Annotated in this window: 10 protein-coding genes; 9 read left to right on the top strand and 1 reads right to left on the bottom strand. The window is 70.0% G+C overall.

The annotated features are described in order from the left end of the window. Window positions 1-105: 105 nt before the first annotated feature. From ACYVF6_RS04065 to ACYVF6_RS04040, 6 genes are all read left to right on the top strand, one after another. Window positions 106-1,392: a GAF domain-containing protein gene (locus tag ACYVF6_RS04065; RefSeq protein WP_460515848.1), complete on the top strand. Its 1,287-nt coding sequence runs from the start codon at window positions 106-108 to the stop codon at window positions 1,390-1,392. A gap of 81 nt (window positions 1,393-1,473) precedes the next feature. Next, complete coding sequence (locus tag ACYVF6_RS04060) at window positions 1,474-1,836, top strand: DUF779 domain-containing protein (protein WP_460515846.1); 363 nt, start codon at window positions 1,474-1,476, stop codon at window positions 1,834-1,836. A gap of 133 nt (window positions 1,837-1,969) precedes the next feature. After that, window positions 1,970-3,706 carry a sensor histidine kinase gene (locus tag ACYVF6_RS04055; protein ID WP_460515844.1) on the top strand — a complete coding sequence of 579 codons (1,737 nt, stop codon included), beginning with the start codon at window positions 1,970-1,972 and terminating at the stop codon, window positions 3,704-3,706. Between the two features lie 186 nt (window positions 3,707-3,892). After that, window positions 3,893-4,540: a response regulator transcription factor gene (locus tag ACYVF6_RS04050; RefSeq protein ID WP_460515842.1), complete on the top strand. Its 648-nt coding sequence runs from the start codon at window positions 3,893-3,895 to the stop codon at window positions 4,538-4,540. Between the two features lie 139 nt (window positions 4,541-4,679). After that, window positions 4,680-5,858 carry a hypothetical protein gene (locus ACYVF6_RS04045; RefSeq protein ID WP_460515841.1) on the top strand — a complete coding sequence of 393 codons (1,179 nt, stop codon included), beginning with the start codon at window positions 4,680-4,682 and terminating at the stop codon, window positions 5,856-5,858. After that, complete coding sequence (locus ACYVF6_RS04040) at window positions 5,855-7,000, top strand: hypothetical protein (RefSeq protein WP_460515839.1); 1,146 nt, start codon at window positions 5,855-5,857, stop codon at window positions 6,998-7,000. Before ACYVF6_RS04045 ends, ACYVF6_RS04040 begins: the two co-directional genes overlap by 4 nt. A 693-nt stretch (window positions 7,001-7,693) precedes the next feature. Here the strand turns inward: ACYVF6_RS04040 and ACYVF6_RS04035 are convergent. Then, window positions 7,694-8,212 carry a pyridoxamine 5'-phosphate oxidase family protein gene (locus ACYVF6_RS04035; RefSeq protein WP_460515837.1) on the bottom strand — a complete coding sequence of 173 codons (519 nt, stop codon included), beginning with the start codon at window positions 8,210-8,212 and terminating at the stop codon, window positions 7,694-7,696. Between the two features lie 86 nt (window positions 8,213-8,298). Between ACYVF6_RS04035 and ACYVF6_RS04030 the strand changes: the two genes are divergently transcribed. The 3 genes from ACYVF6_RS04030 to ACYVF6_RS04020 all read left to right on the top strand — a co-directional run bounded on the left by ACYVF6_RS04030 (window position 8,299) and on the right by ACYVF6_RS04020 (window position 14,107). Further along, window positions 8,299-9,153 (top strand): DegV family protein, encoded by an 855-nt coding sequence (locus ACYVF6_RS04030; protein WP_460515835.1) that lies wholly within the window; start codon window positions 8,299-8,301, stop codon window positions 9,151-9,153. 644 nt (window positions 9,154-9,797) lie between these two features. After that, window positions 9,798-10,460 (top strand): helix-hairpin-helix domain-containing protein, encoded by a 663-nt coding sequence (locus ACYVF6_RS04025; protein ID WP_460515979.1) that lies wholly within the window; start codon window positions 9,798-9,800, stop codon window positions 10,458-10,460. A gap of 1,160 nt (window positions 10,461-11,620) precedes the next feature. Next, window positions 11,621-14,107, top strand: coding sequence for a ComEC/Rec2 family competence protein (locus ACYVF6_RS04020; protein ID WP_460515833.1), 2,487 nt, complete (start codon window positions 11,621-11,623; stop codon window positions 14,105-14,107). The last annotated feature ends 29 nt before the right edge of the window (window positions 14,108-14,136 follow it).

Genomic DNA, 14,136 nt, shown 5'->3' with positions numbered 1-14,136 from the left:
GGCTCCCTCACGGAGGATCAGGTGGCGGAACAGCAGGTGGCCCTGCCGAGCGGGACAGATCCCACTCGGCGAGCGAGGATGCTTCGGCTCGCACATGAGCGCTATGTGGAGACGGGCACGTGCACGCGCGCGGTGCGTTCGGTCGTGCTCGAATCCTGGCGCCGCTCGATGCGTGCGGGTGTCGACCCGGGGGCCGGCCTGCCGCCGGTCGAGCTGCTCGACGACGAGCTCGAGGAGTACCGCTCGCTGCATCCGCTCGCCGCCGCGATCCCCGTGATCCGTGAGCTGCTGCTGTCCGACCTCGTACAAGATCGCATGATCGTCGTGATCAGCGACGCCAGCGGCCGGCTGCTCTGGGTCGACGGTGACCCCGTCCTGCGCAGCCGGGCCGAGGGCATTCACCTGGTCGAGGGCGCCAACTGGCGCGAGGAGTACGCCGGCACCAACGCCGTCGGCGCGGCGATCGCTGTCGGGCAGTCCATGCAGGTCTACGCCAGCGAGCACTTCCGCGAGTCCGTCCAGCCGTGGAGCTGCACGGCCGCGCCGATCCGCGAGCCCGGCACCGGGCGGCTGCTCGGTGTACTCGACGTGACCGGCGGCCCGGCTGTCGCCACGCCGGCCATGCTGACGGTCGTACGCGCGGCCGCGCTGGCCGCCGAGGCCGAGCTACGAGCGGCGGTGGCCGGTGCGACTGTCATCGCCTCGAACGGCAACGGCAAGCACCACGAGAACGGCTTCCCCCGGTTTCCGCTTCGTTCGTCGTATCCGCCGGTCAGACCCGAGCTGCAGCACGACGGCGCGCGGCTCGACGTGCTCGGCCGCGACAACGGCCGTCTCTGGCTACACGGCCGCGAGCTGGTGCTGAGCCCGCGGCACACCGAGCTCCTGCTGATCTTGTCGCAGCATCCCGAGGGGCTCACGGCCGAAGAGCTGGCCGTGCGGCTGTTCGAGGTCGACTGCTCGCCGGTCACGATCCGCGCGGAGATGGCGAGACTGCGCAGGCTGCTGACGAGCCCGTCGAACGGCTACGGGCCGATGATCGCTTCGCGTCCGTACCGCTTGATCGTTCCGATCGACACCGACGTCGCGGACCTGCGCCGGCTGCTCGAGCGGGGCGCGCACCGCCGGGCGCTGTCCGTCTACAACGGACCGGTGCTGCCACGTTCGGAGGCACCCGACATCAAGGAGCTGCGCCGCGTCGTCCGCCGCGGCCTGCGCGACGCGATCCTGCGACACGCCAACGCGGATGTACTGTTCAGCTACGCCCAGAGCCCGGATGGGTGGTACGACCTGGAGGTGTGGTCGGCCTGCCGAGGCCGGCTCCCCGCCGGCTCGCCCCGGCGCACCCAGGTGGAGAGCCATCTGCGCTTCCTCGACGGCCAGCTGGCCTGACTTGCGCCCTGGTGGGCGATGTATCCGGATTTGTCACTTTTTGCAACGTCTCGGCAACGTTTGGTGTTCTAAGGTTGCCACGTGATCAGGGTTGGTGTGTCCACGAGGGCGGCGGACCTCCTGCGTTATCTGCGTCGGCTGCATGGTCCGTTGATGTTCTGCGAGTCGGAGTCCGGAGAGTACGGCGCGGTGCTGCAGTGCTGCCCGCGCAGGGAGGCGTTGCCGTCCGAACGTTCGGTCTTCCTCGGCATGGTCGAGGAGGGCGCGGACGAAACCGACCAGCAGACCCCGGTCTGGGTCCCCGACTCGCGTCTGTCGGCCTGGCTCCGCGCCGAGCTCATCATCGACGTAGTACCCGGCGACTCCGCCGACTACTGGGGCTTCAGCCTCGAAGCAGCCGCCGACCTCCGTTTCATAGCCCGCCGCTCCGTCCCAGCGACGTAGAGGTTCGCCCCTGGGCGTTCCAATGCTTGCGCTGACCGCATCGGCGTTGGGCTCGGTCCTGATCGATGAGCGGGTACGGTCGAGCCTGTCGGTGCGGTCTTTCGCGGATCAGGCGAGGCGTAGGGGAGGCGCTATGACGGATCGGCCGAGGGTCGACAACACCACCGTGGCAGTCCTGGCCGCGGCCGTCTGGGTGCTGCTCGCGCTGGTGCTCGCCGAGCCCAACCGCAACCCGTTCGTGATGCTCGGGCTGCTGATCGGTGCCTCGTTCACCGGCGCGGGCGCCTTCGCCTGGCGGAGCAGGCCGCGCAACCGGGTCGGGCTGCTGATGGTCGCGGTCGGCATCGCATGGCTGCCGCATCAGCTCGCGATGAGTTCGGACGATCCGCTGACGGAGTACGCCGTCTCGGCCAGCACGATGTGGATCGCCGTGATCGCGCACCTGATGCTGGCGTTCCCGACCGGCCGGGTCGGCACGCTGGTCGGACGCGTCCTGGTCGGTCTGGTCTACACCTCGGCCGTCGCCATCGGCCTGGCCGACGGCTACCTCGTCTCGCTCGGGCTGCTGCCCGGCAAGTCGGCCACGGAGCTGCGCACGCTGGTGGAGGCGCCGTGGCCGGTGACCGTCGCCGCGCTCATCGACGACCTCCAGGTCGTACCCATCGTCGTGCTGGGCACGGCCGTCCTCCTGCATGCGCTGATCCGCTGGCAGGCGTCCAGCTCGACCCAACGGCGGGCCGCCGCTCCGGTCCTGATCTCGGGCGCGATCGCGATCGGGCTGTTCGTGGCCGGCGAGGTGATCGACACCGAGACGCAGTACGAGGTCGCGCTCGACGTCTGCATGTTCTGGGCGTTCGCGGCGATTCCGCTGGCGTACCTCCTGAGCCGGATGCGCGGCCGGATCGACCGCGCGGGCGTCGCCGACCTGGTCGTACGGCTGCGTGACCAGCGACCGACCGGCAACCTGGAGGAGGCGCTGGCCTCGGCCCTGCACGATCCCGGCCTGCGCGTCGGCTACTGGATGCCGGAGCGATCCGGCTACGTCGACGCCGACGGGCGGCCCGTCGACGTTCCGGTGCGTAACGCCGACCAGGTGGTGACCCGCGTCGACCGGGCCGGCTCGCGGTTCGCCGTACTGATTCACGACCCGGCGCTGCTCGAGGAGCCCGAACTCGTCGACGCGGCCTGCGCTGCCGCCGCGCTGGCACTCGAGAACGAACGGCTGGCCGCGGAGCTGCGCGCCAAACTCGTCCAGCTCGATGCGTCGCGGTCCCGGGTGCTCCAGGCCACCGAGGCAGAACGACGACGGCTCGAGCGCGACCTGCACGACGGCGTACAACAGCACCTGCTGTCGGCGGCGATGACGCTCGGACTGGCCGAAACCACCTTGTCCGCCGACGACTCGAAGCCGGCGGAGCTGGTCGGCGAGGCCAAGAACACCGTGCTCTCCGCACTCGACGACCTGCGCGCGCTCTGCCACGGCATCCACCCGACCGTACTCACCGAACGCGGACTGCTCGGCGCGGTACGCGAGCTGACCGCGGTCGCCTCGGTGCCGGTCGAGTGCTCGGTCGACCTGCCGGCGACCGTACCGCCAGCCGTGGAGACCGCGGCCTACTACATCGTCAACGAGGCGCTGGCGAACCTCACCAAGCACGCGAAGGCCGCCCGCGCCTGGATCACGATCAGCCAGGTACGAGACAGCATCTCCATCGAAGTCCGCGACGACGGCCGCGGAGGCGCCGACCCCGCCCTCGGCTCCGGCCTCCGCGGACTCGCCGACCGGGTGGAGGCACAGCGCGGAACGTTCGCTTTGACCAGCCCACCAGGCGCCGGCACCACGATCCGAGCGGCCTTGCCGTGCGCGTAGCACTCTGCGAGGACTCGATATTGCTGCGGAACGGCATGCTTTTGGACGGCCCGCTTGGCACCGGCGCGATGATCGGGACGGTGTTGGCATGCGGGTAGCGGTCTGCGAGGTCTCGAGGTTGCTGCGAGGCGCCGTGGTTCTGGGCGGCCTGCCGGCCCGCGGGCACGATGATCGGGCGGTGTTGGCGTGCGGGTAGCACTCTGCGAAGACTCGACATTGCTGCGGGAGGGCATGGTTCGGCTGCTTGGCGAGGCCGGCTTCACCGTCGTCGCGAGCGTCGACAACGCGTCGGCGCTGCTTTCCGAAGTCGCGCGCGAACAACCGCAGGTCGCTATCGTCGACATCCGGCTGCCCCCGACCTTCACCGACGAAGGCCTGGCAGCGGCCGCCGCCTTGCGCCGCTCGCACCCCGACGTCGGGGTGCTGGTTCTCTCGCAGTACGTCCGGGTCAGCTACGCCGTCGAGCTGCTGGACCACGGCACGTCCGGCGTCGGCTATCTGCTGAAGGATCGCGTCTCCGACCTCGAGGAGTTCGCCGCGGCGATCCGCCGCGTGGGCGGCGGCGGATCCGCCTTGGATCCAGTCGTCGTCGACCAGTTGGTCGACCGCCACCGCCAGCCCGGCGAGCCGTTGAGCGACCTGACCGAACGCGAACGCGACGTACTGGCGTTGATGGCCGAGGGCCGCACGAATCGTGCGATCGCCGAACGGCTGGTGATCGCCGAACGTACGGTGGAGAAGCACTGCGCCAGCATCTTCGCCAAGCTCAACCTGTCGCCCGGCCCCGACGACCATCGGCGCGTGCTTGCCGTTCTGCGGTACCTCAAGACCTGACCGCCGTCGCCGTCGGTGGGGCTACCACGTAGGCGGATCGCGCGCTGGCACGCTTACGCGCCCTGCGGTGTACAGGAGACAGTGTTGTCACAGGCTGGTCTCGCTCTAGGACCGGCACCGACTCAGAGGACCTTCGCTTATGGCAAGCGTGGTGGACCGGCCGACGACCGGCATTTCCCGACTGCTCGTCGACTCCGGCGAGGCCCGGCAGTGGGTCTCGTCTCGTACCGACCTCGTGACCGCGTTGCTGTCGGTGTGGTTCGGCCTCGGCCTGATGATCGACGCGTGGGCGCACAGCAACCTCTCCCAGCTCGAGACGTTCTTCACCCCGTGGCACGCGGCGTTCTACTCCGGCTTCGCCGCGGTCTCAGGCTGGGTCCTGTGGCAGGTCTGGACCCGTGTCCGCGCCGGCCGCCGCGGCCTGGCCGCCGTGCCGATGGGCTACGGCGCGGCGCTGATCGCGATTCCGGCCTTCGGTGCCTTCGGCGTCGTGGACATGACCTGGCACACCGTGCTCGGCATCGAGACGACCATCAACATCCTGTTCAGCCCGTCCCACCTGGGGCTGGTCGTGAGCATGCTGGTCATCGTCACGACACCGCTGCGCTCGGCCTGGAACGCGCCGGACCTGTGTACCTCCGGCGTCACGACGGCCCCGTCGTTCCGCCGCATGCTGCCGGCGCTGCTGGGGATCGCGTTCGCGCAAACGCTGGTGTCGCTGTTCCTGTCGTACGGCAGCGCCCTGGAATGGGGACCGCGCGGCATCGTCTGGGCCTTCTCCCTGGTCGAAGGCGGCCCGGGCGACGCGGAGGGCGGAGCCGGAACGCTGGCCGCCAGCCTGGTGATCACCACACTGCTGCTCTTCACGCCGTTGCTGCTGCTGGCCCGCCGCTGGCGCATGCCCTTCGGCACGGCGACCGTCATCTTCTCGGTGGCCATCCTGATGGCGGGTGCGCAGACAGCCTTCGAGAACCTCCCGACGCTGCTCGGCATCGTCGCCGCCGGCCTCGTCATCGACGCCATGGCGCTCTGGCTCCGCCCGACGGCGAACCGCCGCTACGCGTACTGGGCCTACGCCGGGCTCGGTTCGCTTGCCACCTGGGCCCTCTACATCGGGATCGCCTCCGCCGTCGCCGGCTCGCTTCCCGCCGTCCCCGAACTCTGGACCGGCGCCCCGATCGTCAGCGCGTTGCTGACCCTCGTACTGGCGGTTGTGCTTCTGCCCAACTCCATGACCGTCCAGCCGACCGAACCATCCCCCCTGCGCGAGGGCAAGACCGCCACATCCAGCGAGCCGGAAAACCCGGTCTCTGCGTGAACACACCCGCCCACCGCGCTGCCGGCCCACCGCTGCGAACCGCCGGAGTCCAGACGGCCAACGTCATCCAACTGGTCAGCAAGGCAGGCAGCAACGTGCGCGCGCGGTGGTCGAGTACCCGAGCCCACCGGCACGGCGTCGTGCAGTGGCCCGCCGTCGCCGAGCGGCGTGGTCGGGCTGGCGGCCGCGTGGGCGCACCGCGGCCGGGCGCCGAAGCCCGTCGTTCGCTTGCCCGGCTCGCCGTCATCCTGGCAGGGCTAACCGCCCTGCTGGGACTGACGGCGGCGCCGGCCTGGGCCCACGCTGGCGGCCTGAACCCGAGCAACGCGCGCAGTACGGTCGCCGGCCTCACGCCGCGGCAGCCCGGCGTCACAGCCGTCGCTGTCAACAACGGCACGCAGGTCGAGGTGCGCGTTCCCGGACAGCCAGTCGCGCGGGCCGCCGTACCGGCCGTGCGAGTCTCAGCCGAGACCGAGTCACGAACCTGGCAGGTGCCCGTCCGAACCGGCGCCGGCACGTTCGTCGTACGCGGCCGGACGGAGTACGTGCCGGGCCCGAGCCCTTGGCCATGGGCCGGGCTCATGCTCGTCCTCGCAGTACCGGGCTACCTCGTCGCACGAACGCGTTCGTGGCGCGCCGGACTCGCCGCCTGCATCGTCGTCGCGACTGCCGCGAACCTGATCCACGCGGTCGGCTCAGCGCTCGCGGTGAGCGGGCAACCGTTCTTCTGGCTCTTCGTAGGCGCGAGCGGCGTGGGCCTGGTCACCTGGCCCCTGGCGGTGGTCGCGGTGGTGGCCGCGGCCATGCGGCGCCAGTTCGTGGCGTTCGCCGCCACACTCATCGGAGCCATGCTCGTCGTAGCCGGCTTCCCGGACGTCGACAGCTTCCGCCGATCGCAGCTTCCGTTCGCCTGGCCACCCGACCTCGACCGCCTCCTCGTAGCAATCACACTCGGCGTCGGCATCGGCCTCGCACTCGGCGGTATCGCCGCACTGCACCGCCATCTCGTCATCGACTCACCCTCGGATCCCGAAGCCGAGCCGAGCGCACGTGCAGCATCCGCCCCGGCTTCGTCAGCAGCCGAGCCAGGCACACGCCCGGAGTCCAGCCCGGCGTCGCCGGCAGCCGATCCGGATGCATAGCCAGCGCTCGACTTCGCCTCGCCGGTATCCGGCTCCGGCACACGCCCAGAGCACAGCCCGGCGTCTCAGGGAGCCGATCCAGGCACACATCCAGAGTCAAGCTCGACGTCGCGGGGAGCCGAGCCAGGCACGCGCCCAAAGTCGAGTCCGATGTCGCCGGCAACCGGTCCGCGTGGACGGCCGGCGCTCGACGCCACCTTGTCGGCAACGGGCTCCGGCGCACGCCCGGAGTCACCTCGGGCATCGTCGGCAACCGATTTGGGTGCATGCCAGGGCTTCGGCTCAGCCTCGTCGGTCGCCGAGTCCAGCACGCCGCCTGAGCTCGACCCGGGCCTCAACCGATCCCGGCATTCGTCCGGTGCTCGACCCCGGCCTCGCCCGCAGTAGGCGAGCCGAGCGAGCCATCCGTAGCCTCACCAGAACCGCAACCAAGCGCCGACCTGAGCCTACGGCCAACCCGGCCGTCGCATGCAGACGCCAACCCGTTCTGAGGCCTGCGGCCGCTCGCGCCGCCTCGGCAAGGACCGTATGCAGCCCACGCCCCGTCGGCGGGTGCCATCCGGCCACGTATTCATGGCGCTCGATCGCCGCGCCATGTCCGACAGTCCTACGCCACCGCCGCGCGGTCGGCAGCTCGAACCGTCACCATGGCCGGATGCCCGTCTCTGCTAGGCCCTGCCTAGCGTCCGCACCTCATGCGTTCTCCTCGATCAACTTGGCCGGATTGAAGGCATAGGCCACCATCCAGTGCGGCTGCAAACGGAGGCAGACCATGTCGTCTCCCCACGTCGTCGGCGAACTGCCGTAGTGCTTGGTCAGGTGGTCGTCGATCGCTGACCAGTCAGGCTGGTCCTTCTCCACGAACTCGACATCGCCGTGTGCGAACACTCCGAGGTCGTCACCTCGGATATGCGCCACGCTCGCGGCAGGCCGAGAACGCAAGTGACGCGCCTTCACCGCGCTCCCGGCTGTCGAGAACACCCAACGGCCATGGAGGAAGTGCCCGTCGACAGCGCTGATCCGAGGCTCGCCCTTGGCCGTCACGGTGGCGAGCGCGAGGGTGCACATGCCAGTGATCACTCCGGCCAGCTGGCGTGCGGTGATCGTCCGCTCGCCAGGTTTGACGATCGCGCGGAGGTGCTCACTCGAGCGCGGCAACGACTCGTCCAGCAGAGCCTGCAGCCACTCGAGTTCGGCGTCGGTTTCGTACATGGGATAACTGTCTCGCAGACCACCGACATACCTTGGCTGACGCCTACGAGACTCGACAGTCCGGACGCGTTGAGTAATGTTCGGGCATGGGAGGCCGAGTTGCCGTAGTGACGGACTCGACGGCGTGTCTGGACGCCGGCGAGGTCACCCGCCTGGGCATTTCGGTTGTGCCCCTACGCGTGATCGTCGGCGGAACCGCCTACGCCGAGACCGATCCAGACATCGGACGTCAGGTCGCCGAGGCGATGCGATCCGGCATCACAGTCACCACGTCCCGGCCCTCGCCAGCAGACTTTCTCGCCGCCTACCGAACCGCGGTCGAGTCCGGCGCCAAGGAGATCGTCTCCATACATCTGTCCGGCGACCTGTCCGGTACGAAGGACGCTGCCCGGCTCGCCGGTCTCGACGCTCGGGTGCCTGTGACCGTTGTCGATTCGCGGCAGGTGACGATGGGGCTCGGGTTCGCCGTCCTCACTGCGGCCGCCGCAGCCGCCGACGGCGCTGACGCGCACAAGGTCGCCGAGCTGGCGCGGGCGACGGCGGGGGAGACGACGACATTGTTCTATGTGGACACGTTGGAGTACTTGCGAAAGGGAGGACGGATCGGAGCCGCCCGGGCCATGCTGGGCTCGGCGCTGGCGATGAAGCCGTTGCTGCAGGTGGACGACGGGCGGATCGCGGTGCTGTCGAAGGTGCGTACCGCGGGCCGCGCCCTGGCCGAACTGGAGCGACTCGCGGTCGCTTGCGCCGCCGTGCTGAATGGCGACGGGGTTCGGGTGGCGGTACATCATCTCGCTTCGGCTGCCCGGGCCGAAGAACTGGCGGAGCGTTTACGGGATCGGCTCCCCTCCAGCTCGTCTCCGCTAATACGTACGACACCGGCGACGATCGGCGCTCATGTCGGTCCTGGCACGCTGGCAGTTGTGATCGCGCCGAAGTAGCTCGCCGGCTCGGCCTTTCTTCTATGGGGAATCGGCTCTCAGTTCCGCTCGTCCGACGCTGGCATTGACCACTTTTCGTCCACAGATCGGCGAAATCCACAGCCACAAATCCCTTCCCCCATTCCCCCCAATCTCCCCATAGCGTCGAACGCATGTTTCATTCACACGCGTCCCACGCAAACACAGACGACACCGCGCAGGCTGTCGACCGGCTACGCCGCCTCCTGCCCGAACCCCCGCGGCTCTTGCCGATACTCGTGGAGCCCACGCCACGCCAAGCCGTTCAGCCCGAACCCGCCAACGCCCCTCCGCGTAAGCCGCCGTCCGGCATAGGCGCCAGGCCATTGGCGCCCGCGCTCACCGAACCACACCAGCCCGGTGCCGCCGCGCCTCCCAGCCGTAGGACCAGGCCGGCGCCTCCCACACCAGCCTCGCCCGAGCCGCCCAACGAGCCGCCCGACGCCCCGGTCGGCGACCCGTTCGACTGGCCGGGCTTCGATGACATGCCGGTGCCATCCGTTGCCGGACCGCCTCGCGCCTCGCCGCCTGACGCAGCCTCCGGAGCAGATCCGCCGCGACAGCCACCTGACTCTGGACTCTCAGCAGGCATTGTCGACCCGAACGACGAGATCCCTGACGTGGAGATGACGCCCGCGCGGCTTCGGCGCGGACACGTCCTGATCGTTGCCGCGGTCCTCCTGGTCGCGATCCTCGGGGCCGGAGTTCTGTTGCTGAGAAGTCGTCCGTCGACCGAGCCGATCGCCCAAACCAGCGTGCGCGCGACACTCCTGTCGACGGGCAAGCCGATCCCGAGCTCGACCAGCGTGCCCGTCGGCTACCGGCGCACCGCGCAGGGCACGACGTTCCTGCTGGTGCACGTCGCCGGCAAAGTACGCCGTCCCGGTGTCGTACGGCTGCCGGTCGGGGCGAGGGTCTACGACGCACTCGAGGCCGCCGGCGGCGCCCGTCCCGGTATCGACCTCGCGACGCTCAACCTGGCCCGCCCACTGGTCGACGGAGAGCAGGTGCTGGTCGGGGTAGCGCAAGCGCCACAGGCCCGCGGCAGCCCGCCGCCCCAACCGTCCGACGGCATGCCCACCAAGGCGACCGACACGCCGGTCAACCTCAACACCGCCACAGTCGAGCAACTCGACTCCCTACCCGGCGTCGGTCCAGTACTCGCCCAGCGCATCATCGACGCCCGCGACGAACGCGGCGGTTTCACCAATGTTCAGGAATTGAGGGAAGTCAGCGGCATCGGCGAACGCAAGTACGCCGAGTTGGAGCAGCGGGTGACGATCCAATGACCGCTCCCGAACGCCACGAGCCCGCACGTCAGCGCCTCCGCGGCTGGCTGCGATATCGCGCAACCGCGAAGCACCTGCGGGCGAGCATCCTCGGCTTCCTACGAACGCGCCGCCGCGCCTCCGGCAGAGCGACCAAACGACCAACGATGCGGCCTACGGAGCCCGCGGCGAGCCGCCACGCCGAGACCGCTGCGTCCGACCCAACACCGCCCGCCGCGATGTCCCGCGCGCAGTCTCCTTCGGAGCATGAGAAGCGTCGCAACGCCGGCGCGGCTGCGCCCTCCGATGCCGCAACGCCCGTGCCGCAACGGGTGTGGCACCGCGCCAGGGCGATTGCGCCAATCGATGCCGCGGCGTCTTTGATACGAGGGCTATGGCGCCGCATCTTGAATGCTTCGGGCCCGCGATCCGCGGCTGCACCTGACGAGGAGCGGCCTTCGAAGCCAGCGCCAAGCAGCCGCGCACCGGCAGATGCCTACGGCCCATCACCGGCCGGCGCGACGCACAACCCGCTTTCGCCTTCGCAGCAACGGATACGTCGCACCACGACGGCGTCGGCTGTGGCTTCGCAGCCTGATGCCGCAGTGCCGCACTCGCGATCGGCTAAGGCCGGCGCGGTCTGGCCTGCCGAGCAGGCGGCGACCGGCCGCGCGCCGGCGGACGCGTACGGCGCATCACCGGCCGGCGCGATGCACAACCCGCTTTCGCCTTCGCAGCAACGGAGGCACCGCGCCACCAGCGCTGCGGCTATGGCGGCTTCGCAGCCTGATGCCACAATGCCAGGCTCGCGATCGTCTTCGCTACGACGGATGTGGCATCGCGTTTTGGCGGCTGTGGGCTTGCGATCGGCTAAGGCCGGCGCGGTCTGGCCTGCCGAGCAGGCGACGACCGGCCGCGCCCCGGCGGACGCGTACGGCGCATCACCGGCCGGGCCGATGCACAAGCCGCGGTCGACTTCGGGGCGACGGATGCGTCACAAAGCCACTGCTGCGGCGGCTTCGCTATCTGATACCGCCACACCGCACTCGCGATCGTCGTTGCTGCGAAGGGTATGGCGTCGTGTCCTGGCGGCGGCAGCTGGCGCGCCGCCTGAAGGCACTGGGCCAGATACGCATGGCTGCGGCACGACAGATGGTTGGGATACGTCGTCCGAGGCCGCGATGGCCGGTGCGCGGTTGACGTCCGAGCCGAGGGCGAGGCCGCTGAAGCTCAGGCTTGCGTGGCGCAGGCCGGACCACGCGTCAGCCGATGAGCTCGACCGGCAGCAGGCTTCTTCCCTGCTTCGCGGACTGGACCTCCGTCTCGTACCGCTCGCGCTGGCGATCTGGGCGTGCGCCCTCGTCGTACCCGTCGCGCCGACAACGGTGACGGTCGTGGTCGCGATCGTCTCTGCGGCGGCCGGCGTAGCGGTGATGGCGGCAGATGCTCACGGGCAGCGTCTCCTGATGGTCGCCGTGGTCATGTTCGGTATCGCGGCCGGCATGGTCGTCTGCGGTCTTCAGGTAGCCGCCTCCAGGGCGGGCCCGCTGCCCTCCCTTGCCGCCGACGGGGCGGTCGTCACCGCCGACCTGCGCGTCCGGTCGGATCCGCTGCTGCGGCAGGGCCGGCCGCCCCGCCGGTCGACGTATGTCGTCGTGCACGCGGATGTCGAGCGGGTACGTGCGCGCGGCATCACCACAAAGGTGGCCACGGCGGTGATCATCACCGGCCCAGAGTTGTGGAAGGAGGTTGTGGTCGGTCAGCGGATCCGCGCTGTCGGCAGGCTCGCGAGCACCGACCCTGCCGAACGTGAGGCCGCGATGTTCTCGGCGCGCTCGCCGCCTTGGTCACTGGCCGAGCCGGGGCCGCTCGACCGCCTTGCCGAACATCTGCGCGCCGGACTTCGCGCTGCCGTTGCCAGGCTGCCGCCGGACGAGCGCGGCCTGGTGCCGGCCCTCGTCGTCGGTGACACGTCCAACATGCCGGAAGCGCTGACGGACGACTTCCGGACGGCCGGCTTGTCCCACCTGACAGCCGTCTCGGGTACGAATCTGACGATCCTGCTCGGCTTCGTACTCGGCGCGGCAAGGCGTACGGGTGTCCGGTCGTGGGGTCTGCCGCTGCTGGGCCTGGTCTGCGTCGCCGGCTTCGTCCTGCTCGCGCGGCCCGATCCGAGCGTGCTGCGCGCAGCCGCGATGGGTTTGGTCGGCCTGGTCGGGACGGCGTTCGGCTCACGTAGGCACGGCATACCGGCGCTCGCGATCGCTGTCATCGTGTTGTTGCTGAACGATCCGTGGCTCGGCCGGTCATACGGCTTCGCCCTGTCGGTCTGCGCCACAGCCGGCATCGTGCTGTTCACCCGCCCGTGGACGGATGCGATTGGCCGTTGGCTGCCGCGATGGCTCGGTATGGCGATCGCCGTGCCGCTGGCCGCTCAACTGGCCTGCACGCCGTTGATCGCGGTCTTGTCCGGCGCGGTCAGCGTGGTCGGTGTGGTGGCGAACCTGCTGGCCGGCTACGCCGTGGTTCCGGCGACGGTGCTGGGGATCCTGGCCACGCTGGTCGGAGGTGTGAGTACCGCTGCGGCGGCTGTTCCGGCCTGGCCCGCTGGTCTTGCCGCCCGCTGGATCGTCGAGGTCGCCACTCATGCGGCGCGGGTACCGGGCGCGAGCCTGACCTGGCCGGTGTCGGTGTTCGGCGTCGTGCTGCTCACCGCCGCCTGCCTCGTCGCGGTCCTGGTCGCCAGACGGGTGCTGGCCAGGCGGGCGTTGACGCTCGCGTTGGCGGCGATGCTCGTGCTCTGGCTGGTCCAGCCGTTCCCTGGACGGCTGACGCCGCAGTGGCTGAGCGGCTGGCCGCCGGCCGGGTGGGTGATCGTCGCGTGCGACGTCGGACAGGGCGATGCGCTCGTACTCAACGCCGGACCAGGCGCCGGAGTCGTGGTCGACACCGGCCCGGATCCGGCCCTTGTCGATCGGTGTCTCACCGACCTGGGCATCAAGGAGGTGCCGTTCGTCCTGCTGACTCATTTCCACGCCGATCACGTGGACGGGTTACCCGGCGTACTACGCGGCCGGAGCGTGGGTGAGATCAGCACGCGGCCGTTCCAGGCGCCGAAGTACGCCCTGGCCAGGACCCGCGCGGCCGCTGCCGCGGCCAAGGTGCCGCTCGTGGTGGCGGCGGTCGGGGAGCGCGGCCGGGCAGGTGCCGTGAGCTGGACCGCCCTCGCCCCTTCCGCCCAGGTCAGCAGCGATCCGGCGGAGTTGGCGGGGGAGGGATCCGCCGAGAACGACGCGAGCGTGGTGATCACGGCAGAGGTACACGGCGTACGGATCCTGCTGACCGGGGACGTCGAGCTGGCGGCCCAGCGTGCGTTGCTGGCGAGCGGCGCGGACCTGCACGCGGACGTGCTCAAGGTTCCGCACCACGGCTCGAAATACCAGGACCCGCGCCTACTGTCCGGGACGGGCGCACGGCTTGCCCTGGTCAGCGTGGGTGCGGACAACGACTACGGGCATCCGGCGCCGTCCACGATTCGACTTCTGGAGGCGGCGGGTGCGACAGTGTTGAGGACGGACCTGGCAGGTGACATCGCCGTCGCGCGTACGAAGGACGGCCTCGGTGTCGCGAGCCGGCGACGGGCAGCAGTGGGCGTGGCGCGTAGGTGAGGCAGCGGATTTGGGCTGCTCGCTGGTGG

The organism is Flindersiella endophytica, assembly GCF_054779015.1.
This window is presented reverse-complemented; position numbering and strand designations above follow the sequence as displayed.